This is a genomic window from Pseudomonas poae (assembly GCA_028869255.1).
Classification (GTDB): Bacteria; Pseudomonadota; Gammaproteobacteria; order Pseudomonadales; family Pseudomonadaceae; genus Aquipseudomonas; species Aquipseudomonas poae_C.
Window position 1 is genome coordinate 6763805 of the sequence record CP110972.1, and the last position, 21968, is coordinate 6785772.

Here is a 21968-nt window from a genome sequence, read left to right on the forward strand (position 1 = left end):
AATTTGGGCGCGGAGTTTAACAGCTATGGGCGCCGGCCTACATCAACCCCATCCGCCGATGGGCGCGCTGCACCGAACCATTGCGCATCGCCCAGCGCAGCAGTGGCGCGCTGCGTTTGACCCCGGCGCGGATCATCTGGCGTTGCAGCGGGCTCTGGTGCTGTTCGAGCATGGCGCTTGCCCAGTCGGGCAGGAGGTCGATTCCGGCTTGCATCATCAGCGCGCCAAAAGGCTTGGCCAGGTGGCTGGGCGCGGGTGCATTGAGCAGCAGGCGCACTACCTCGCGGCTGCGCTCGTCGCACAGCAGTTGTGGGCGAATACGTGCCAGATAATCCGCAATTTCCTGCCGCGAGCGTGGCACATGCCGCGCCCCGAGCCGTTCGGCCACCAGGGCGATTTCGCTGTAGTAACGATCCTGGTCCCCACCCGAGAGGTGCGGGTTGCGATAGCGCAGGTGCGCCGCGAGGAAATTGCTGACCTCCGCCACATGCACCCAGGTCAGCAGGTCCGGGTCGCTGGCCGCGTACGCTCGGCCATCCGGCGCATGCCCGACCACCTGCAGGTGAATGGTGCGCACTTTTTCGATCAGCCACTCGGCGTCCTTGCGCGAGCCGAAGGTGGTGCCGGAAATAAACTGCGAGGTACGCCGCAGACGCCCGAGCATGTCCTGACGGAAATTCGAGTGGTCCCACACGCCCGCCAGAGCCAGCGGGTGCAAGGCTTGCAGCATCAAGGCGCTGATGCCGCCGATAAGCATGCTGCTGAAGTCGCCATGCACCTGCCAACTGACCGAGTCCGGCCCGAACAGGCCCGGGTCGCCCTTGGGATTTTCCAGGTCCAGTTGGCCCAGCGACAGGCCGGTCAGGCTCATCAACTGGGTTTCGATACGGCTGCGGATAAATTCCATGGCGACTCAGGGGCGTCCTATCGGTTCAAGCGTTTGTCGATCAGGCCGTCGACCACGCTCGGGTCGGCCAGGGTTGAGGTATCACCGAGGCTGTCCAGTTCGTTGCAGGCGATCTTGCGCAAAATCCGCCGCATGATCTTGCCCGAGCGGGTCTTCGGCAAGGCTGGCGCCCATTGGATCAGTTCCGGCTTGGCAAAGCTGCCAATTTCCTTGCTGACCAGCTCCAGCAGGTGTTTTTTCAGCGCATCGCTGGGCTCCACGCCATTCATCGGGGTAACGAAGGCATAGATACCCTGGCCCTTCACATCATGCGGGTAGCCGACCACGGCAGCTTCGGCCACCTGGTCATGCAGCACCAGTGCGCTTTCCACTTCGGCCGTGCCGATACGGTGGCCGGACACGTTGATCACATCATCGATGCGCCCGGTGATCCAGTAGTCGCCATCTTCATCGCGGCGTGCGCCGTCACCGGTGAAGTAGTAGCCGGGGTAGGGTTTGAAATAGGTGTCGATCATGCGCTGCGGGTCGCCGTAGACGCTGCGGATCTGCCCTGGCCAGCTGGCTTTGATGGCGAGTACGCCACTGCCGGCGCCGCTGATTTCCTTGCCTTGCTCATCCAGCAGCACGGGTTGTACGCCAAACATCGGCTGGGTGGCACAACCGGGCTTGATCCGCTGGGCGCTGACCAATGGGCTGAGCATGATGCCGCCGGTTTCGGTCTGCCACCAGGTGTCCACGATGGGGCAGCGTTGCTCGCCGACGGCGTTGAAGTACCAATCCCAGGCTTCCGGGTTGATCGGCTCGCCGACACTGCCCAGCAGGCGCAGGCTGGCGCGGGAGGTGTTCTCCAGTGGGCCGTGGCCTTCACGCATCAGGGCACGCAGAGCGGTGGGCGCGGTGTAGAAGATGTTCACCGAATGTTTATCGATGACCTGCCAGAAGCGTGAACTGTCCGGGTAGCTCGGCACGCCTTCGAACATCAGCGAGGTCGCGCCATTGGCCAGCGGGCCATACACGATGTAGCTGTGGCCGGTGACCCAGCCCACATCGGCGGTGCACCAGAACACCTCGCCGTCGCGGTAATCGAGCACGTATTTGAAGGTCATCGCGGCTTGCAGCAGGTAGCCGCCGGTGGTGTGCAGCACGCCCTTGGGTTTGCCGGTGCTGCCGGAGGTGTAGAGGATGAACAGAGGGTCTTCGGCGCCCATCGGCTCGGGCGGGCAGTCGTCGCTGGCGGCCTCCACAGCCTGTTGATACTTGAGGTCGCGACCTTCGCTCCAGTTCACGCTTGCTCCGGTGCGTTCAACCACCAATACGGTGCTGACATTCGGGCAACTGGCCAGGGCTTTGTCGACATTTTGTTTCAGCGCCACCGGCTTGCCGCCGCGCACGCCTTCATCGGCGGTGATCACTGTGCGGCAATCGGCGTCGAGAATCCGGTCGCGCAGGGCGTCCGGCGAGAACCCACCAAACACCACCGAATGCACCGCGCCAATGCGTGTGCAGGCCAGCATCGCGTAGGCGGCTTCGGGGATCATTGGCATGTAGATGCACACCCGGTCGCCCTTTTTCACGCCACGGCTTTTCAGCACATTGGCCAGGCGGCTGACGTTTTGATGGAGTTGGCGGTAGGTGATTTTGGAAGACTTTGCCGGATCGTCGCCTTCCCAGATAAAGGCCGGCTGGTCAGCGCGCTGGGCCAGGTGACGGTCGATGCAGTTGTAGCTGACGTTCAATTGGCCGCCGGCAAACCATTGGGCGGCGCCGGTGCGGATGTCTGATTGCTGGACGGTGTGCCACGGGGTCATCCAGTCGAGAAAGGCCTTCGCCTGCTCGGCCCAGAACAAGTCGGGTTGCTCAACGGATTGGCGATAGAGGCGCTGGTAGTCGGCTTGACTGAGCTGTGCAGCAAGACGGACGGCATCGGCGGTGGGGAAGGTGCTGATATCGAACATGAGCGGTCCTTATTCTTGTTTTGGGGACAAGTCATAAAGATGCACGCTGTGAGGGGAGGTTCAAGGCCAACGTCCAAACGGACGTTGGCCTTGATGAACCAGCTTCAGCCGCGGTGACGACCGCGGAAGTAGTTGATCAGGCCCTGGGTCGACGCATCGTCGGCCAGGGTTTCTTCGGCACCGGTCAGGCGGTTGTAGACGCCCTTGCCCAGCTCTTTACCCAGCTCCACGCCCCATTGGTCGAAGGCATTGATGCCCCAGATCACGCTCTGTACGAACACTTTGTGTTCATACATCGCCACCAGTGCGCCCAGACGGCGCGGGCTGATGCGCTCCACCACGATGGTGTTGCTCGGACGGTTGCCCGGGATCACCTTGTGCGGTGCCAGCTTCTGCACCTCGGCTTCCGGCAGGCCCTTCTCGCGCAGTTCGGCTTCGGCTTCGCTGCGGGTCTTGCCGAGCATCAGCGCCTGGCTTTGGGACAGGCAGTTGGCGTACAGCCATTGGTGATGGTCGGACACCGGGTTGAAGCTGACGATTGGCACGATAAAGTCGGCCGGGATCAGTTGGGTCCCCTGGTGCAGCAACTGGTGGTAGGCGTGCTGACCGTTGCAGCCTACGCCGCCCCAGATCACCGGGCCGGTATCGGTGGACACCGGTGTACCGTCCTGACGCACGCTTTTGCCGTTGGACTCCATGTCCAGCTGTTGCAAGTGTTTGGTGATGTTACGCAAATAGTGGTCGTACGGCAGGATCGCATGGCTCTGCGCGCCCCAGAAGTTGCCGTACCACACGCCCAGCAAGCCCAACAGCACCGGCATGTTGGCCTCGAACGGGGCGTTCTGGAAATGCTGGTCCATGGTGTAGGCACCGGACAGCAGTTCCTTGAAGTTGGACATGCCGATCGCCAGGGCAATCGGCAAGCCGATGGCCGACCACAGCGAGTAGCGGCCGCCGACCCAGTCCCACATCGGGAAGATGTTTTCTTCGCGGATACCGAAGGCCACGGCTGCCGCGTTGTTGCTCGATACGGCGATAAAGTGGCGGTACAGCTCGGCTTCCGAGCCACCCTGGGCCAGGTACCAGGCGCGGGCGGCCTGAGCGTTTTTCAGGGTTTCGAGGGTGTTGAAGGATTTCGACGAGACGATAAACAACGTGGTCTCGGCGCGCAGCTTCATGGTCAGTTCGTGGAACTCACTGCCGTCGATATTCGCCAGGTAGTGGCAGCGCACGCCTTTATGGGCGTAGGACAGCAGTGCTTCAGAGACCAGCTCCGGGCCGAGGAACGAGCCACCGATGCCGATGTTCACCACGTCGGTGATCGGCTTCTCGGTGTAGCCACGCCACAGGCCATCGTGGATGCGGCCCACGAGGTCGGTGATCTGGTTCAGCACCTTGTGCACGTCGGGCATGATGTTCACGCCGTTGACCGACAGCTTGTCACCCACCGGGCGGCGCAGTGCGGTGTGCAGGGCAGGGCGGCCTTCGGAGGAGTTGACCGGCTCGCCGGCGTACAGGGCGTCGATGGCGCCTTTAAGATTCACTTCCTTGGCCAGGCCCACGAGCAGGTCGCGGGTTTCGCGGGTGATCAGGTTTTTCGAATAATCGAGGAAAAGTCCGCAGCTGCTCAAGGTGAATTGGGAAAAACGCTGAGGATCGGCATTGAACGCGTCGCGCATGCTGAAATCCTGCATGGCTTGGCGATGTTGATTGAGCGCTTGCCAGGCGGGCAGAGCGGTAACGTCATGAGGGGTGCGGTAGTACGCCATCGCTGCGGGTTTCCTTTTATTACGGGGACTGCCTTTAGGACACTTCAAAGCCCGGAACGTCCAGTCTTTCATCAAGGGCTGGGTTCCGAACAGCGCTAACCATAGCGCAGGCCGATTACATTAAACCTAGCGTGTCGATATGTCTTGGCTTTGTCTGCGCTTGTGCCGGTACTTTTTTATACCGGCACTTTTTATACCTGCACAGAAAGCAGGGCAACAGGCGGGGGTCAGAGGTTCAGATGCAGGTTGTCGATGAGGCGGGTAGCGCCCAGGTAGGCAGCGACCAGGATCACCACGTCGCGGTCCTCGGCGGTGGCCGGGCGCAGGTGCACGCCCTGGCGCACTTCGAGGTAGTCCAGGCGCAACCCGGCGGCTTCGATCTGCCGGACCTGTTCGGCGCGCAGCGTGGCGAAGTCGCGGTCACCGCCTTTGATAGCGGCGGCAATCTGGCTGAGGCTGCGGTACAGCACCGGCGCGATGGCCCGTTGCTCCTCGGTGAGGTAGCCGTTGCGCGACGACAGCGCCAGGCCGTCATCGGCGCGCACGGTCGGTTCCCCGATGATCTGGATCGGCATGTTCAGGTCATGGACCATGGCGCGAATCACCGCCAGTTGCTGATAGTCCTTCTGGCCAAACACGGCCATGTCCGGCTGGACCATGTTGAACAACTTGCTGACCACCGTCGCCACCCCTTCAAAGTGCCCGGGACGGCTGGCGCCGCACAGGCCTTCGGAGAGCAGGGGCACGCTGACGCGGGTTTGGGTGGCCATGCCGCCGGGGTACATCTCCTCGACGGTGGGCGCGAACAACAGGTTGCAGCCGGCTTGCAGGAGCTTTTCCTGGTCGGCGGCCAGGGTGCGCGGGTATTTGTCCAGGTCTTCGCCGGCGCCAAATTGCAGCGGGTTGACGAAGATGCTGGCCACCACGAAGTCCGCCTGTTGCGCGGCCTTGGTCACCAGTGTGGCGTGGCCGCTGTGCAGGTTGCCCATGGTGGGCACAAAGCCGATGCGCTTACCGGCGCTGCGGGCGTGGGCGACGGCGGAGCGCAGTTCGCGCAGGGTTTTTACAGTGTTCATGCAGAGAATCCGTGTTCGGCGCCCGGGAAGGTCACGCCTTTGACTTCAGCGACGTAGGCACTCAATGCAGCGTGGATGCTGTCTTGGCCGGCCATGAAGTTTTTCACGAACTTCGGCGCACGGCCGGTCAGCGACAGGCCGAGCATGTCGTGCACCACCAGCACCTGGCCATCGGTGGCCGAGCCCGCACCAATCCCGATCACCGGCACTTTAACGGCCTGGGTGATTTCTGCCGCCAGTTCGCTCGGTACACATTCGAGCAGGATCATGGCGGCGCCAGCCTGTTCCAGGGCGATGGCATCGGCGCGCATCTGGCGCGCCTGGGCTTCGTTGCGGCCCTGAACCTTGTAGCCGCCGAGGATGTTCACCGACTGCGGCGTGAGGCCCATGTGCACACACACCGGCACGCCGCGCTCAGCCAGCAGCCGGATCGACTCGGCGAGCCACACGGCGCCTTCCACTTTGATCATGTGGGCACCGGCTTGCATCAGTTTGCCGGCGTTCTGAAAGGTCTGTTCAACCGTTGCGTAACCCATGAACGGCAGGTCGGCGATGATAAACGCACTGTCGTTACCGCGTTTGACGCTGGCGGTGTGGTACGCAAGTTCATCGGTGGTCACGGGCAGGGTGCTGTCATTCCCTTGAAGAACCATGCCCAGTGAGTCGCCCACCAGCAGCACCTCGACCCCGGCCTGGCAGCTGGCGTGGGCGAAGGTGGCGTCATAGCAGGTCAGCATGGCGATTTTTTCACCTTTGAGCTTCATGCTCTGCAAGGTGGTCAGGGTAATGTCTGGCATGAAAAGGGTCCTCGTTCAGGCGCTTGGAAACAGCGAGTAACGCGCGTGAGTCTTCGTTTTATACAGGCGCACCGTCTTGAGAGCAGTGCTTATAAGGCCTGGATTGCGCCCTTCAGCGCCGGGTTGGCGGCAGCGGGACGCCTATAGTCGTGATGAGGACACGGGAAGTCAATTGCATGTGTTACCGCATTGTTACGCGTGGGGTGTTACCTCGGTAACTGATGCGATTCAGCCGTATAGGCAGCTTGTCGAGGCTGTGGTGGTCCAGTGTGGGAGCGGGCTTGCTCGCGAATACGGTGGGTCAGTCACTGGATATGTTTCTGATACACCGTATTCGCGAGCAAGCCCGCTCCCACATTGACCGAGTCAGACTGCTGGAAGACGTTCCAGGCCAACAAACGGGCAGGCTGTCAGCAGCTCGCTGAGCGTTTGACCGTCTGGCAGGCGCAGGTCGGCGGGCGCCAGTTCTGCAAGGGGATAAAGCACAAAAGCCCTCAGGTGCATCTGGTAGTGGGGCACCTTGAGGCGCGGTTCGTCGATCAGGCGGTCGCCAAACAGCAGGATATCCAGGTCCAGGGTGCGTGGGCCCCAACGCTCCAGGCGTTCGCGGCCCTGGTCGTTTTCGATGGCTTGCAGGGCATCCAGCAGTTCCAGCGGCGCAAGGTGGCTGTCGAGGGCGGCCACCGCGTTGGTGTAGCGCGGTTGGCCCGCAAGCAGGGAATCACTTTGATAGAAGGCCGACACACCGGCGAGGGTGGTGCCGGGCAATTGCGCGAGCGCCTCGACGGCACTGCGCAACTGCTGATCCGGGGCAGCGAGGTTGCTGCCCATGCCAATGTAGATGCGTTCCACGTTTATTCGCCCGCAGCGCCCGAGGTATCGGCGGCACTGCGCTTGCGCTTGCTGGAGCTGCTGCGACGACGCTTCTTCGGCCCGGCACCTTCACCGTCGCCTTTGCTGCCGAGGTCGCGGATCATGTCGCGGCGCCCGCTGTCATTGGCATCCTGGTAGTCGGTCCACCATTCGCCCAGGCCGTCGGTCTGCTCACCGGCGCTTTCACGCAGCAGCAAGAAGTCGTAGCCGGCACGGAAGCGCGGGTTCTCCAGCAGCAGGTCGGCGCGTTTGCCGCTGCGGCGCGGCAGGCGCTCCTGCATGTCCCAGATCTCGCGGATCGGCAGGGTGAAGCGTTTTGGAATGGCAATGCGCTGGCACTGCTCGGCGATCAGCTCGTGCGCGGCTTCCTGCATGGCCGGAATCGGCGGCATGCCACGGTCTTGCAGGCGCAGTACGCGTTTGGGCAGGGCCGGCCACAACAGCGCGGCAAACAGGAACGCCGGGGTCACCGGTTTGTTCTGCTTGATGCGTAGGTCGGTGTTGATCAACGCTTCGCTGATCAGCGTGTGGGTGTACGTCGGGTTGTATTCCAACGCCTCGGCACTGGCCGGGAACAGCGGGTCGAACAGCTGCAGGTCGACGAGCATTTCGAAGGTGTCGGCGGCATACCCCGAAAGGAACAGCTTGAGCACTTCTTCGAACAGGCGCGCCGAGGGGATTTCCCGCAGCATTGGGGCCAGCTCGCGGATCGGCGCGGCGGTGTGCTTTTCGATACCGAAGTTGAGCTTGGCGGCAAAACGCACGGCCCGCAGCATGCGCACCGGGTCTTCCTGGTAGCGCTGCGTCGGGTCGCCGATCAGGCGGATCAGGTTGTTGCGAATATCGTGTACGCCGTTGGCGTAATCGAGGATGCGCTCACTGACCGGGTCGTAATACAGGGCATTGATGGTGAAGTCGCGGCGCTGCGCGTCTTCTTCCAACGTGCCGTAAACGTTGTCGCGCAGGATGCGCCCGCTCTCGTTGCGGGAAGACTGGTTGGTGTCTTCCTCTTCATCGTTTTGCGGATGGCCGGCGCGGAAGGTCGCGACTTCAATGATTTCGCGACCAAAGTGGATATGCACCAGCTTGAAGCGACGGCCGATGATTCGCGCATTGCGAAACTCGGCGCGCACCTGCTCCGGCGTGGCACTGGTGGCGACGTCGAAATCCTTGGGGGTGATATTGAGCAGCATGTCGCGTACGCAGCCGCCCACCAGATAAGCCTGGTAGCCGGCGTTCTGCAAACGTTCGACGATGTTCACTGCATAACGGCTGAACTGAGCGCGCTGCAATGAATGCTGATTGCTGTTAAGCACTTCAGGCGTGCTGCGAATGTGTTGCGTACGACGCAAGGGGGAACGGAATGACTGGAACAACTTCTTCAGCATGGGATGCACTGTTTGAAGGAATGTTCGGCCATAACGAAGAATGACCGCATGATGGGCGGGGATTCTAGCATTTAGTCGGGGGATGGTGTAGGAACAAGCTGCGGCCTTGCGCCATAAGCCTTAAAACGCCAAATGCCGGAAACTACAAGGGGAGCCGAAGCTCCCCCAGAAGTAGTTGCGTGCTCTATTTTTATTATTGATTGCGGGCTTCTTGTTTTTGTTGATCGCCCTCGCCATGAAGCTTCACCTTCATGACACTCCCAATCGGGAGCCAAGAGCAAACGGATTGCTTTGGTCGCTGTGTTGCTGATCTACGATCCAACCAGTTCAGGCTCTGCCTTAGGGCAGTTTTTGTTGTTCTCGGCCTGGTTGCGGGGCAAGCCCCAAATGCAACGCCTCTCCAAAAGAATCAGTTAGCTGCGCCTCCGCCGTGTTGTTTTTATTGTGCGTGAGTCGATTCGTCTTATTTTTATTGTCTTGTACAAAGCTTGTTATTGTTTTTGTACTAAGCATATAGCAGGGTGCGTGCCAACTTTTGTGCCGCCCAGTAAAACCGGGGGTTTGGGGCGATTTCGGGTTTTTGAAGGGCAAAAAAAGCCGGGGCTTCGTTACCGTAAGCCCCGGCTTTTGTTACGTGAAAAATCAGCGGTAACAGTTTTTTCACATCTGAGGGTGTTACCTGTGGGGGCACACCCTCAACTCTCGCTGGCGACCCCGGTCTTGCGCCGTGGAATGCCCAGGCGCTGGCGCCGTTCCCACAGGCATTTACGGCTCACGCCGAGCTTGCGTGCCAGTTCGGTCTCGGTCATGTGGTCCTGATGCTCAAGGACGAAGTGCTGGAAGTAGTCTTCCAGTGACAAATCCTCGGTTGGCTCATGGCTGGTAGTGCTACCGCCACCCTGTTGTGGGGCCAGGCCGATGAAGTCGTCATCCTCAAGGTCACTGAGCTCGATATCGATGCCCAGCAGCTCGGCGGAAATTTCCGGGCTCTCAGACAGAATCACCGCCCGTTCGACCGCATTCTCCAGCTCCCGCACGTTACCCGGCCACGAGTAATGCCGAATCGCCTGCTCGGCGTCCGGGGCGAACTTGAGGTCGGTGCGGTTGATGCGGGCGCTCTGGCGTTGCAGGAACGCTTGAGCAATCTCATTCACGTCGGCGCCACGCTCACGCAGGGCCGGCAGCTTGAGAGCGATTACGTGCAGACGGTAATACAAGTCTTCACGGAATTGGCCGATCTTGGCCAGGCTCTTCAAGTCACGGTGGGTGGCCGCGATCAGGCGCACATCGACCTTCTGTGATTGCACCGAGCCCACGCGGCGAATTTCGCCTTCCTGTAGCACACGCAGCAAGCGCGCCTGGGCTTCCAGGGGCAGCTCGCCGATTTCGTCGAGGAACAAGGTGCCGCCGTCCGCCGCTTCCACCAGGCCCGCACGCCCGGCGCTGGCGCCGGTAAACGCGCCTTTCTCGTGGCCGAACAGCTCGGACTCGATCAGGGATTCGGGGATCGCCGCGCAGTTCACCGAAATCATCGGCGCCTTGGCACGCTTGGACAGGTTGTGCAGGGCGCGGGCCACCAGCTCTTTACCGGTACCCGACTCGCCCTGGATCAAGACATTGGAGTCGGTAGGCGCCACTTTGCGGATCTTGCTGTACAGGTCCTGCATCGGTGGGCAGGAGCCGATGATGCCGATCTCGCCGTTGCTGTTGTCGACGCCCGGCTTTTCCGCACCGTTGGTCGCTTTGCCGGCGGGGCGCTGCTCGGCAGGCGCGCTGCTGGCCGACTGACGGTCACGCAGGATGCGCGCCACGGCCTGGAGCATTTCATCGTGGTCGAAAGGCTTGGCGATGTAGTCCACCGCGCCCATTTTCATGGAGTCCACCGCCGAGCGCAGGCTGGCGTAGCTGGTCATGATCAGCACCGGAGTGCCCTGGCCAAGCTTGATCAACTCGGTGCCAGGCGCGCCCGGCAGGCGCAGGTCACTGACAATCAGGTCGAACGTGGGAATGCTGAATCGCTCCTGGGCTTCCTGCACCGAGCCGGCTTCGCTGACCTGGTACTGATTACGTTCAAGCAGGCGACGCAAGGCAGAGCGGATAATGGTTTCGTCTTCGACGATCAAAATGTGCGGCATTGATTCAATTCTCTCGACGGTCTCAGTTCACAGCGGACGTCGCTTCGACATGACGCGGCAAGGTCACCCGAATACGGGTGCCGCGTTGGCTTTCGGTGTCAGCCGGGCTGTCGATGGTGATTTGTCCATAATGCTCTTCAACGATGGAATAGACCAGTGCAAGGCCCAGACCGGTACCTTCACCTGGGTCCTTGGTGGTGAAGAAAGGTTCGAACAATCGATCCATGATGTTCTGTGGAATGCCGCTGCCTTCGTCTTCCACGATCAGGTCGACCGTGTGCTCGAAAGCCTCGCTCTTGACGCGTACCGCACTGTGCGGCGGGGAAGCGTCGCGGGCGTTGGACAGCAGGTTGATCAGCACTTGGGCCAGGCGTTGTGAGTCGCCGTCGACCCAGTGGTCCGGGTCGCACAAATTGAAGAACTGTACTTCGAAATTGCGCCGGTTCAGGGCCAGTAGCCCAATCGCATCCTGCGCCACCTCGGCCAGGCACACCGCTTCGTCCTGATTCTGATGGGCGCCGGCATGGGCGAAGCTCATCAGCGACTGCACGATGCGCGACACGCGCTTGGTCTGCTCAAGGATTTGCCCGCTGATTTCGGTGATTTCACCATCCTCTTCGCGCTCCTCCCGCAGGTTCTGCGCGAGGCAGGCGATACCGGTGATCGGGTTGCCGATTTCATGCGCCACACCGGCCGCCAGCCGACCGATGCTCGCCAGGCGCTCGGAGTGCACCAGCTTGTCTTCGAGCATCTGGGTGTCGGTCAAATCCTCAACCAGCAGCACCAGGCCGCTGTTGCCGGGGGCCAGTGGCTCGTCGATTGCGGCTTTGTGCAGGTTGAGCCAGCGGGTCTGGCCGTCGAGGGCCAGGTGCTGCTTGTGCAAGTGTTCGTCGGGCAGGTTGATGAAACCTTGCAACAGTTCTTTCCATGGATCGCCGAGGGTATTCAGGCGCGAGCCGACCACGCGCTGCGCGGCGATGCCGGTCAGCTCCTCCATGGCCTTGTTCCACATCAGGATCTCCTGGTCCTTGGCCAGGGAGCACACGCCCATCGGCAGTTCCTGCAGGGTCTGGCGGTGGTAGCGGCGCAGCGCGTCAAGCTCGGCGGCCAGGCCGGTGAGGCGCGAGTGGTAGTCCTCCAGCCGGCTTTCGATGAAGTGGATGTCTTCGGTGACGTAATTTTCGCCGCCGGCCTTGTAGGGCAAAAAGGTTTCCACCATGTCCTGGGACACGCTGGGGCCCATCAGGCCCGACAGGTTGGCTTCAATCCGGTCGCGCAGACGGCGCAGCGCATAGGGGCGGCGCTCGTCAAACGGCAGGTACAGATCGCGCAGCGCCTGTTCGACTTCCTTCTGCGCCGCCTTGGCGCCCAGGGCTTGGCCAGTTGCGTGGCGAACTCCTGGGGCGAGGCTGCGTGCAGTTCGCGGCGTTGCGGGCGGCGCACGTTATCGACCGCGCAAGCCTCGGCGGCGCTGGTTTCTTCGGGGCTGGCGTTGGTGAACAGCGAGATCAGGGTGAACATCAGCACGTTGGCGGCCAGGGACGCAATCGCCGCCATGTGCCAGCTGGTGTCGTCCAGCACGTAGATCATGTTCAGCAGCGGGATGTAGAAGCCCTGCAGGTTGCCGACCAGCGGCAGCAGCATGGTCACGATCCACACCAGAATCCCGGCCAGCAGCCCGGCGATAAAGCCGCGCCGATTGGCCGTCGGCCAGTACAGTACCGACAGCACGCCCGGCAGGAACTGCAAGGTCGCCACAAACGCGACAATGCCCAGGTTGGCCAGGTCTTGCCCGGCGCCGAGCAGCAGGTAGAAGCCGTAGCCGGCCATGATGATCGCGACGATCAGGGCGCGGCGCGTCCATTTCAGCCAGCGGTAGATATTGCCTTCGGCGGGCGGCTGGTACAGCGGCAGCACCAAGTGGTTGAGCGCCATGCCCGAGAGTGCCAGGGTGGTGACAATGATCAACCCGCTGGCCGCCGACAACCCGCCGACGTAGGCCAGCAGGGCCAGCGCCGGGCTATTGGCGGCAATGCCGATGCCCAGGGTGAAATACTCGGGGTTGGTGGTGGCGCCCAGTTTCAGGCCGGCCCACAGGATCAGCGGCACCGCCAGGCTCATCAGCAGCAGGAACAGCGGCAAACCCCAACTGGCGCTGACCAGCGAGCGCGGGTTGAGGTTCTCGGTGAACGTCATGTGATACATGTGCGGCATCACGATGGCCGAGGCGAAAAACACCAGCAGCAGCGTGCGCCATGGGCCTTCCTGCAACGGCGTGTGCAGGGCGGCGAGGGCGGTCTGGTTTTGCAGCAGCCATAGCTCCAGCTGTTGCGGGCCGTCGAATACACCGTAAAGCGCATAGAGGCCGACGCCGCCGATGGCGATCAGCTTGATCACCGACTCAAAGGCAATCGCAAACACCAGGCCTTCGTGCTTCTCGCGAGTGGCGATATGGCGGGAACCGAAGAAAATCGTGAACAGTGTGATCAGCGCGCAAAAGGCCAGGGCCACGCGGTGTTGCACCGGCTCGCGGGTCAGGATGCTGATGGAGTCGGCCACGGCCTGGATTTGCAGGGCCAGCAAGGGCAGCACGCCGATCAGCATGAAAATCGTGGTCAGTGCGCCGGCCCAGGTGCTGCGAAAGCGGAACGCAAACAGGTCGGCCAGGGACGACAGCTGATAGGTGCGGGTGATTTTCAGGATCGGATACAGCAACACCGGTGCCAGCAGGAAGGCGCCGGAGACCCCGAGGTAGCTGGACAGAAAGCCATAACCGTACTGGTAGGCCAGGCCCACCGTGCCGTAAAACGCCCAGGCGCTGGCGTACACGCCAAGGGACAAGGTGTAGGTCAGCGGATGGCGAATGATCGCCCGCGGAATCATTCCGCGCTCACTGATCCAGGCGACGCCGAACAAGGCCGCCAGGTAGGCGGCGCTGATCAGCAGCATCTGGGTGAGGCTAAAGCTCATCGGCATCTTTTTGGCTCTGCAGGATGAAGGTCACGACGATCAGGATCAGCCATAGCAGATAAGGGCGGTACCAGGCGCCCGTGGCGTCGATCCACCAATCCATGATGGCGGGGGAAAACAGGTAGATCCCGACGACCAGCAGCAGGACCAATCGATAGATGTACATGTTGGCCTCTGTGTAAAAACGTGCGGCGATGGTAACGGATGGCTGGCAAGCTGCAAGCGCCTTCAGCTCAATTGCGCTTCGGCCAGCGTGAGAGTGCGCGGGATAAGGCCGGCATCCCACTGCGCAATGCCCCAATCCAGCAGTTCCCGTGGGCTGGCGTAGAGCAGTTCGTTGCCGGGTTGCTGGCCGAGGGCGCGCAATGCTCTTAACAGCAAAGGCGTGGCCTGGTCGGGTGTCAACGGCGGCGAGCGGTAGGTTTTGCCCAACTTGTTACCGTCCGGCTGAATGATCAGGGGCACATGCAGGTAGCGCGGTTGGCGCAGGCCCAGCAACTCTTGCAGATACAGTTGGCGCGGCGTGGAGTCCAGCAGGTCGGCGCCACGTACGATATCAGTCACCCCTTGCCAGGCGTCGTCGAGCACCACGGCCAGTTGGTAGGCATACAGGCCGTCGCGGCGGCGGATGATGAAATCGCCTACATCGCGGCCCAGGTGCTGTCGGAATTCGCCCTGTACGCGGTCGGTAAAGTGGTACTCCAGCTCCGGGACGCGCAAACGAATGGCCGCATCTTGCTGCGCGTGACCGGCATTGCGGCACAGCCCCGGGTAAATCCCGTGGTAGGGCTCCAGCTGTTTGCGCGAACAAGTGCAGGCGTAAGCCAGGCCGTGGTTGAACATGTCGTTCAGCACCTTGGCGTAGGCATCATGCCGTTCGCTTTGTAGGACCCGTTCACCGTCCCATTCAAAACCGTAGCTTTCCAGGGCGTGCAGGATCGCCGCCTGGGCGCCGGGCTCTTCACGGGGTGGATCGAGGTCTTCCATGCGCATCAGCCAGCGGCCGTGGTTGGCGCGGGCATCGAGGTAGGAGGCGAGGGCGGCGACCAGCGAGCCGAAGTGCAAATGGCCGCTGGGCGTGGGGGCGAAACGCCCGATATAGGTAGAGGCTGTCATGGGCCGGATACTACTGGAAAATCGCTAAACGCCAGAAACAAAAATGGGGCGTTTGCACGCCCCATTCGTTCAGCTCGGCAGATTATTTGCCGACCTGTTTTTCCTTGATTTCGGCCAAGGTCTTGCAGTCTACGCAGAGGTCCGCGGTTGGGCGGGCTTCCAGGCGGCGAATACCGATCTCGACGCCGCAGGATTCGCACCAGCCGTATTCTTCGTCTTCGATCAGTTGCAGCGTCTTGTCGATCTTCTTGATCAGCTTGCGCTCGCGATCGCGGGCGCGCAGTTCGAGGGCGAATTCCTCTTCCTGGCTCGCACGGTCGGCCGGGTCCGGGAAGTTGGCTGCTTCGTCCTTCATATGGTCAACCGTGCGGTCGACTTCCTGCATCAAGTCCTGCTTCCACTGCTTCAGGATTTTGGAGAAGTGCTCGCGCATGGGCTTGCCCATGTATTCCTCACCCTTCGATTCGACGTAGGGTTGGAAGCCGCTGATGCTCTGTTGCTTTGCTTGGGTGGACATGAATAGACCGCCTCTCACTCTTCTAATCCATTGCGCAGGATTGCAACGTCACCGACACCTGCCGGCCCTGCGGCTGCAAGCGGGCGAACTTACCAGATAGATTCAGGGTGCGCCACTCCCGGTTGTCGAGGCCCGTCGCGTACGGGTTGCAAAGTGCAGTAGCCCGTCGTTGCTGGGTATGTAACGTCTCGAATGTTGATTTTAGTCGTTTTACACGCGCTTGCCGGGCTGCCGAGGCAGCCGAGCAGGCAATAGAACATGTTTTAACGCGAGGGTTCGGTAGAATCCTGATTTTGTCCTCACCGTTAAGGAAGGCTAATGGCTCAGCCCTACAGTGCGCGCAGTCGCGCCATCGAACCTTTTCACGTCATGGCGTTGCTGGCGCGAGCCAACGAGCTGCAAGCGGCCGGCCATGATGTGATCCACCTGGAAATCGGCGAGCCGGATTTCACCACCGCCGAGCCGATCATCCAGGCCGGCCAGGCCGCGCTGGCCAATGGCAAGACGCGCTACACCGCCGCCCGTGGGTTGCCCGAGCTGCGTGAAGCCATCAGCGGTTTTTACCAGCAGCGCTACGGCCTGAGCGTGGATCCCGAGCGCATTCTGATCACGCCGGGTGGCTCTGGGGCCCTGTTGCTGGCGAGCAGCCTGTTGGTTGATCCGGGCAAACATTGGTTATTGGCGGACCCGGGCTATCCGTGCAACCGGCATTTCCTGCGCCTGGTGGAGGGTGCGGCGCAACTGGTGCCGGTCGGCCCCGAGGTGCGCTACCAACTGACCGCTGATCTGGTCGCCAGGCACTGGGACCAGGACAGTGTGGGCGCGCTCGTCGCATCGCCGGCCAATCCGACCGGTACCATCCTCACGCGGGATGAACTGGCCGGGCTGTCCAGCGCCATCAAGGCACGTAACGGCCATTTGGTGGTGGACGAGATTTACCACGGCCTCACCTACGGCACCGATGCCGCCAGCGTGCTGGAAGTGGATGACGAGGCATTCGTCCTAAATAGTTTTTCGAAGTATTTCGGCATGACCGGCTGGCGCCTCGGTTGGCTGGTGGCGCCACCTGCGGCGGTGGGCGAGCTGGAGAAACTGGCGCAAAACCTCTACATCAGCGCGCCGAGCATGGCTCAACATGCGGCATTGGCGTGTTTCACCCCGCAAACCCTGAGCATTCTGGAAGAGCGCCGCGCCGAATTTGGTCGCCGCCGTGATTTCCTGTTACCGGCCCTGCGCGAGTTAGGGTTCGGCATCGCTGTCGAACCGGAAGGGGCGTTCTACTTGTATGCCGATATCAGCGCGTTCGGCGGTGATGCCTTCGCGTTCTGTAGGCATTTCCTGGAAACCGAACATGTAGCCTTTACGCCTGGGCTGGATTTCGGCCGCTACCAAGCCGGCCACCATGTACGGTTTGCCTACACGCAAAACCTCGATCGGCTACAGGAAGCGGTGGAACGGATCGCGCGTGGCTTGCGGAGCTGGCAAGGCTGATGCGTTTTTATCCTCCCCTCGAAGAAGCGCGCTTGATCCGCCGCTACAAGCGTTTTCTCACCGATATCGAAACCGTTACCGGCGAGTTGCTCACCATTCACTGCCCGAACACCGGCTCGATGCTCAATTGCATGGTCGAAGGCGGGCAAGTCTGGTTCAGCCGTTCCACGGACCCCAAGCGCAAGCTGCCGGGCACCTGGGAGATCGCCGAGACGCCTCAGGGGCGGTTGGCCTGCGTCAACACCGCTCGCGCCAATCAGTTAATTGAGGAAGCCTTGCGCGCCGGGGTGATCACCGAGCTCAACGGCTTTACCGGGTTGAAACGCGAGGTGCCTTATGGGCAGGAAAAAAGCCGCATTGATTTCCGTCTGGATTACCCCGATGGCGCGGCTTATGTCGAAGTCAAAAGCGTCACGCTGGGATTTGATGGCACCCGTGTGGCTGCCTTCCCCGATGCAGTGACTCAGCGCGGCGCCAAGCATTTACGCGAACTCGCGCACCTGGCCCGGAGCGGGGTGCGGGCGGTGCAGCTGTATTGCGTCAATCTGTCGGGCATTGAAGCGGTGCGACCTGCCGTGGAGATCGACGCCGGTTACGCCGCCGCCCTGCGCGAGGCCAAGGCGGCCGGGGTTGAGGTGTTGGCGTATGGGGTGAAGGTCACACCGGAAGAAATCTACGTGGACCGCCGACTCGAGGTACTGCTCGGGGACTAGAGTTGCACCCACAGCCCCTGCTGGTCTTCGCGGCCGGGCAGGGCAGTGAGGCTTTGCCCCGCGCAGGGGCCGGCGATGCACTCGCCGCTTTCGATCAGGAACAGCGCGCCGTGGGTGGCGCACTGGATCAGGCTGGCGCTGGTGTCGAGAAAATGGTCCGGCTGCCACTCGAGCGGAATGCCGCGATGGGGGCAGCGGTTGATATAAAAGTAGGCAACGCCGTCGCGGCGCACGGCCAGCAGCTTGCAGCCGTCGATATCAAAACCGAGGCTGCTGTTGGGCGCCAGGGCATCGGAGGGGCAGAGAAACTTCATTTCAATCCTTATGCCTTGACGTTCAAATGCAAACAATTATCAAATGCCGGCTTCGCCCGTTGGCCGACCGGGTGCTTGGTTCGATGCGCTGCACAGGTTTTCTGTCACATCGATGAGTGCTCGATAGGCCCTGCCTTGGAAGGAAACCCTGTTATGCGCCTGAGTGCCAGTGCTACTGCGCTTGTTGTCGGACTGCTGGTCAACCACGGGGCGCAAGCCTCTGAGCTGCCTCAACGCTGGGTGAGTGCCGGTGGAGCGCTGTCGGAATGGGTGACGGCACTGGGGGTGAGTCGAAGCTGGTAGGCGTGGACACCACCAGCCAGCATCCGGAGTCCCTCAAAGCGTTGCCGAGCATTGGTTATCAGCGCCAGTTATCCGCTGAAGGCATTCTGAGCCTGCGCCCGCAAGTACTGGTCGGTACCGAAGAAATGGGGCCGCCGCCGGTGTTGGCGCAGATTCGCGGGGCGGGTGTGCAGGTAGAGATGTTCTCGGCGCAGCCGGATCTGCCGACCCTTAAAGGCAACCTGCAGCACCTGGGCAAGCTGCTGGGCAATGAAGCCAAGGCCATCCAATTGTTTACCGGATATGAGCAGGCGCTCGACCAGCAGAAGACCTGGGTTGCCAAGGCCCAGGCCACGCAAAAGGCGCCGGGTGTGTTGCTGCTGCTCGGGCATGCCGGCGGTAAACCGCTGATCGCGGGTAAAGACACGGCGGCCGACTGGCTGTTGCAGCAGGCGGGCGGGCATAACCTGGCGACTCACAGCGGTTATAAGCCGTTCTCCGTGGAGTCGTTGGCGGGGCTGAGCCCGGATGTGCTGGTGTTTGCCGATCGTGCCCTGACCGGTGACGCGGCGCGTGCGGCCTTGTTCAAGGAGAATCCGATCCTGGCCTCGACGCCGGCCGCCAAAACCGGCCGCGTAGTTGAGCTGGACCCGACGCTGCTGGTGGGCGGCTTGGGGCCGCGTCTGCCGCAAAGTCTGGTGAAGTTGTCTGAAGGGTTTTATCCATCTCAGGCTAAAACCGCCCCATGACCACTCTGGTTAAACCGCGCACGTTATTTATCGGCCTGGCGCTGCTGTGTGTGCTGGCGACTTGGCTCTCTTTGGTGTTGGGGCCGGTAAGCCTGCCATTGCTGGACACCCTCAAGGCGGCCTTGCGCTTGATGGGCGTGCCGATCCAGGCGCAAGGGTTGGAGCAGGCTGAGCTGATCCTGGGGCAGATCCGTTTGCCGCGCACCTTGCTGGGGCTGGCGGTGGGCGGGGTGTTGGCGTTGTCGGGCGTGGCCATGCAAGGGTTGTTTCGCAACCCGCTGGCCGACCCTGGGTTGGTGGGGGGTCTCCAGTGGTGCGGCGCTGGGGGCGGCGGTGGCGATTGTGGGCGGTACGTTTTTTGGCGGGCTGCCGGATGCGTTCGGGCCGTACCTGTTGTCGCTATGTGCGTTCCTTGGCGGCTTGGGCGTAACCGCGCTGGTCTATCGGCTGGGGCGGCGCAATGGCCAGACCAATGTCGCGACGATGTTGCTTGCCGGCATTGCCCTGACGGCCCTGGCCAGCTCGGCGGTCGGCCTGTTTACCTATCTGGCGGACGACGCGACCCTGCGCACCCTGACCTTCTGGAACCTGGGCAGCCTCAACGGCGCCAGTTATTCGCGTTTGTGGCCCTTGCTGCTGGTGAGCGCCGGTGTGGCATTGTGGTTGCCGCGCCGTGCCAAGGCGCTGAACGCGCTGCTGCTGGGCGAGTCGGAGGCCAATCACCTTGGGATCGATGTGGAAGGGCTCAAGCGCGAGCTGGTGTTGTGCACCGCACTCGGTGTGGGCGCGGCCGTGGCGGCGGCGGGCATGATCGGGTTTGTGGGGCTGGTGGTGCCGCATTTGGTGCGCCTGCTGGCTGGGCCTGATCATCGCGTGCTGTTACCGGCGTCGGTATTGGCCGGCGCGAGCCTGTTGTTGTTTGCCGACCTGGTCGCACGCCTGGCGCTGGCGCCGGCTGAATTACCGATCGGAATTGTCACTGCGTTTATTGGCGCGCCGTTTTTTCTTTACCTGTTGTTGCGGGGGCGTGCCTGATGCTGCGAGTGGAAGACCTGCATATCCGCCGCGGTGGTAAAACCGTATTGGCGGACATCACCCTCGACCTGCTGCCGGGCCAGGTCCTCGGCGTGCTCGGCCCCAACGGCGCGGGCAAGAGTACGTTGCTCGGTGCCTTGTGCGGTGAGCTGCACCCGGACCAGGGCAAGGTATGGCTGGATCAGCAGGCCCTCAAGGATTGGAGCGGAACGCAACGGGCCCAGCGACTGGCAGTGTTGCCCCAGAGCTCAACCCTGGACTTCGCGTTTCGGGTTGAGGAGGTCGTTGGCATGGGCCGCTTGCCCCATCAGACAGGGCGCGTGCGCGATGACGAAATCATCGAGGCGGCGCTGCAGGCTGCGGATGTCGGGCACCTGAGCGGTCGCAGCTACCTGACGTTGTCGGGTGGCGAACGTCAGCGCGTGCACCTGGCGCGGGTGCTGGCGCAGTTATGGCCCGGCGAGGCGGGGCAGACGCTGCTGCTCGATGAGCCGACGTCGATGCTCGACCCCTTGCATCAACACACCACATTGCAGGCCATTCGCACCTTCGCCGATCGCGGTGCAGCGGTGCTGGTGATCCTGCACGACCTGAATCTGGCGGCGCGATACTGTGATCGGATTCTGTTGCTGGAGCAGGGTCGGCCGCATGCCTTGGATACGCCGGCGCAGGTCATGCGCCCGGGGCCGCTGAAGGCTGTCTTTGGCCTGGAGGTGTTGGTGCAGCCGCACCCGGAGCGTGGGCATCCGCTGATCATTGCGCGCTGAGCTCAGTTTTCTGCAGGCAAAAAAAGACCCGGCAAAAAGCCGGGTCAAATAACCGTGATTAGCCTGATGAGGAGATAATCTGAGAGTCCGAACCAATGGTCTTTCAGTTATCGGCTGATCTCGCGACCAGTTGTGATAATCATAACGATTCTCATTTGAGAGTCAACCTCTGTTTGGAATGTGCCTGAGATTTCCTCAAACGCTCGTTCGAAATACCCGTAAACATTGATCTAATTCTTCTGACGCGCCGAGATTGCATCCAGCTGACGGTTCAACGCGTCCTTGCGCTCGGCAGGAATGTCGTTCCAGTGCACATCCATTAATGCCCCTTCGATTGCGTACAGCAGCACTTTCGACGCCCGAAACCCGCGCGTGCGTACGGCTCGGTAGGCATCGACCGCCCCCAGGCGGCGCAAGTCAGATGCGCTGTGGATGCCCACCGCATGCAGCCACTGCGCTGACGTCTTGCCGAGGTTTTTCAGGTGTTGCAGCTCATCGTTCATCAAGCCTCCTTGCGACGGCCGAATGGTGCGGTGGGTATCGTGACCAGGCAAGCCTGAAAAGGAGTGTAGCGCTCAGTAGGAAAAGCGTAGTTCTTTGGCCGGAAACGGCCTAAAAGCTTATAAGAATGGCGCGGGGATTTAGACGGACAGCAGGGGGAGGCCCCGGTACGTCTGTGCGTAAGCGGGGCAGTGCGGTGACAGTTACTTAGTGCGGTAGCGCAGGCGAGTGCCGAAATTGACCGACATAAGGATCTCATCGGCGGTCAGTTCGGGTGGGAAGTAGGTGCCCGAGATCTGGGCATGGGCCAGGCTGGCGCCTTCCAGTGAGCAGTCGCGCAAATCCAGGCCGCGCAGGTCGGCGGAGCGGAAATACGCGTCGGTGAAGTCCACGCCCGTAGCATTCAGCTCGCGCAGGTCGAGCCCACGGAAATCGCCGCCGCGCATGTCGATGGCGGCGTCTTTCGGGCGTTCCTGGTTGAAACCTCGGATATCGTCTTTATGCAGGAGCGAGTAGAGCGGGGTATCGAGAAGCTTGGGCTGACTCATGAAGGCGACTCCTGTTGGATTTATGACGCCATTATAGTGCCACTATTGCTTGGCCGTGCGCCCAA

At 61.8% G+C, this 21968-nt stretch carries 17 protein-coding genes and 3 pseudogenes; 5 read left to right on the plus strand and 15 right to left on the minus strand.

Annotated elements, in window-relative coordinates; genetic code table 11:
• Window positions 1-37: 37 nt before the first annotated feature.
• The 12 genes and pseudogenes from LRS56_30785 to dksA all read right to left on the minus strand — a co-directional run bounded on the left by LRS56_30785 (window position 38) and on the right by dksA (window position 15503).
• Window positions 38-907, minus strand: a complete 870-nt coding sequence (locus tag LRS56_30785) for an oxygenase MpaB family protein (GenBank protein ID WDU63005.1) — start codon at window positions 905-907, stop codon at window positions 38-40.
• 17 nt (window positions 908-924) lie between these two features.
• On the minus strand, window positions 925-2862 hold the full coding sequence (acs, locus tag LRS56_30790) for an acetate--CoA ligase (GenBank protein WDU63006.1): 1938 nt from the start codon (window positions 2860-2862) through the stop codon (window positions 925-927).
• 104 nt (window positions 2863-2966) lie between these two features.
• Window positions 2967-4631: a glucose-6-phosphate isomerase gene (gene pgi / locus LRS56_30795; protein ID WDU63007.1), complete on the minus strand. Its 1665-nt coding sequence runs from the start codon at window positions 4629-4631 to the stop codon at window positions 2967-2969.
• A gap of 227 nt (window positions 4632-4858) precedes the next feature.
• Window positions 4859-5707 carry a pantoate--beta-alanine ligase gene (gene panC, locus LRS56_30800; GenBank protein WDU63008.1) on the minus strand — a complete coding sequence of 283 codons (849 nt, stop codon included), beginning with the start codon at window positions 5705-5707 and terminating at the stop codon, window positions 4859-4861.
• Entirely contained in the window at window positions 5704-6504 is an 801-nt protein-coding gene (gene panB, locus LRS56_30805; GenBank protein ID WDU63009.1) for a 3-methyl-2-oxobutanoate hydroxymethyltransferase, read from the minus strand. Before panB ends, panC begins: the two co-directional genes overlap by 4 nt.
• A gap of 366 nt (window positions 6505-6870) precedes the next feature.
• Window positions 6871-7356, minus strand: coding sequence for a 2-amino-4-hydroxy-6-hydroxymethyldihydropteridine diphosphokinase (gene folK / locus LRS56_30810; protein WDU63010.1), 486 nt, complete (start codon window positions 7354-7356; stop codon window positions 6871-6873).
• A gap of 2 nt (window positions 7357-7358) precedes the next feature.
• Window positions 7359-8765, minus strand: coding sequence for a polynucleotide adenylyltransferase PcnB (locus tag LRS56_30815; protein ID WDU63011.1), 1407 nt, complete (start codon window positions 8763-8765; stop codon window positions 7359-7361).
• A 695-nt stretch (window positions 8766-9460) separates the two neighbouring features.
• The gene (locus tag LRS56_30820; protein ID WDU63012.1) at window positions 9461-10900 is read right to left on the minus strand and encodes a sigma-54 dependent transcriptional regulator; all 1440 of its coding nucleotides are present in this window, start codon (window positions 10898-10900) and stop codon (window positions 9461-9463) included.
• 22 nt (window positions 10901-10922) lie between these two features.
• Window positions 10923-13876, minus strand: a pseudogene (locus tag LRS56_30825) (ATP-binding protein).
• Window positions 13860-14036, minus strand: a complete 177-nt coding sequence (locus tag LRS56_30830; GenBank protein ID WDU63013.1) for a hypothetical protein — start codon at window positions 14034-14036, stop codon at window positions 13860-13862. Before LRS56_30830 ends, LRS56_30825 begins: the two are co-directional and overlap by 17 nt.
• Before the next feature lie 62 nt (window positions 14037-14098).
• The gene (gluQRS, locus tag LRS56_30835) at window positions 14099-14986 is read right to left on the minus strand and encodes a tRNA glutamyl-Q(34) synthetase GluQRS (GenBank protein ID WDU63014.1); all 888 of its coding nucleotides are present in this window, start codon (window positions 14984-14986) and stop codon (window positions 14099-14101) included.
• Window positions 14987-15068: 82 nt separating this feature from the next.
• The gene (gene dksA / locus LRS56_30840) at window positions 15069-15503 is read right to left on the minus strand and encodes an RNA polymerase-binding protein DksA (GenBank protein ID WDU63015.1); all 435 of its coding nucleotides are present in this window, start codon (window positions 15501-15503) and stop codon (window positions 15069-15071) included.
• A 318-nt stretch (window positions 15504-15821) separates the two neighbouring features.
• Between dksA and LRS56_30845 the strand changes: the two genes are divergently transcribed.
• Window positions 15822-16994: a pyridoxal phosphate-dependent aminotransferase gene (locus LRS56_30845; protein ID WDU63016.1), complete on the plus strand. Its 1173-nt coding sequence runs from the start codon at window positions 15822-15824 to the stop codon at window positions 16992-16994.
• On the plus strand, window positions 16994-17707 hold the full coding sequence (sfsA, locus tag LRS56_30850; GenBank protein WDU63017.1) for a DNA/RNA nuclease SfsA: 714 nt from the start codon (window positions 16994-16996) through the stop codon (window positions 17705-17707). Before LRS56_30845 ends, sfsA begins: the two co-directional genes overlap by 1 nt.
• On the opposite strand, the gene LRS56_30855 is transcribed toward sfsA, so the two are convergent.
• A complete protein-coding gene (locus LRS56_30855; protein WDU63018.1) occupies window positions 17704-18021 on the minus strand; it encodes a Rieske 2Fe-2S domain-containing protein in 318 nt (105 codons plus the stop codon). The two genes, sfsA and LRS56_30855, sit on opposite strands and share 4 nt — an antisense overlap.
• A 153-nt stretch (window positions 18022-18174) precedes the next feature.
• On the opposite strand from LRS56_30855, the pseudogene LRS56_30860 reads away from it, so the two are divergent.
• The 3 genes and pseudogenes from LRS56_30860 to LRS56_30870 all read left to right on the plus strand — a co-directional run bounded on the left by LRS56_30860 (window position 18175) and on the right by LRS56_30870 (window position 20854).
• Window positions 18175-19052, plus strand: a pseudogene (locus LRS56_30860) (ABC transporter substrate-binding protein).
• Between the two features lie 50 nt (window positions 19053-19102).
• Window positions 19103-20087: pseudogene (locus tag LRS56_30865) on the plus strand (iron ABC transporter permease).
• Window positions 20087-20854 carry a heme ABC transporter ATP-binding protein gene (locus tag LRS56_30870; protein WDU63019.1) on the plus strand — a complete coding sequence of 256 codons (768 nt, stop codon included), beginning with the start codon at window positions 20087-20089 and terminating at the stop codon, window positions 20852-20854. The pseudogene LRS56_30865 and the gene LRS56_30870 overlap by 1 nt, the downstream one beginning before the upstream one ends.
• Window positions 20855-21084: 230 nt before the next feature.
• Here LRS56_30870 and LRS56_30875 read toward each other — a convergent pair whose 3' ends face one another.
• Together LRS56_30875 and LRS56_30880 are read right to left on the minus strand one after the other, a co-directional pair.
• Entirely contained in the window at window positions 21085-21357 is a 273-nt protein-coding gene (locus tag LRS56_30875; GenBank protein ID WDU63020.1) for a TfoX/Sxy family protein, read from the minus strand.
• A gap of 201 nt (window positions 21358-21558) precedes the next feature.
• A complete protein-coding gene (locus tag LRS56_30880; GenBank protein WDU63021.1) occupies window positions 21559-21903 on the minus strand; it encodes a pentapeptide repeat-containing protein in 345 nt (114 codons plus the stop codon).
• Window positions 21904-21968: the final 65 nt, after the last annotated feature.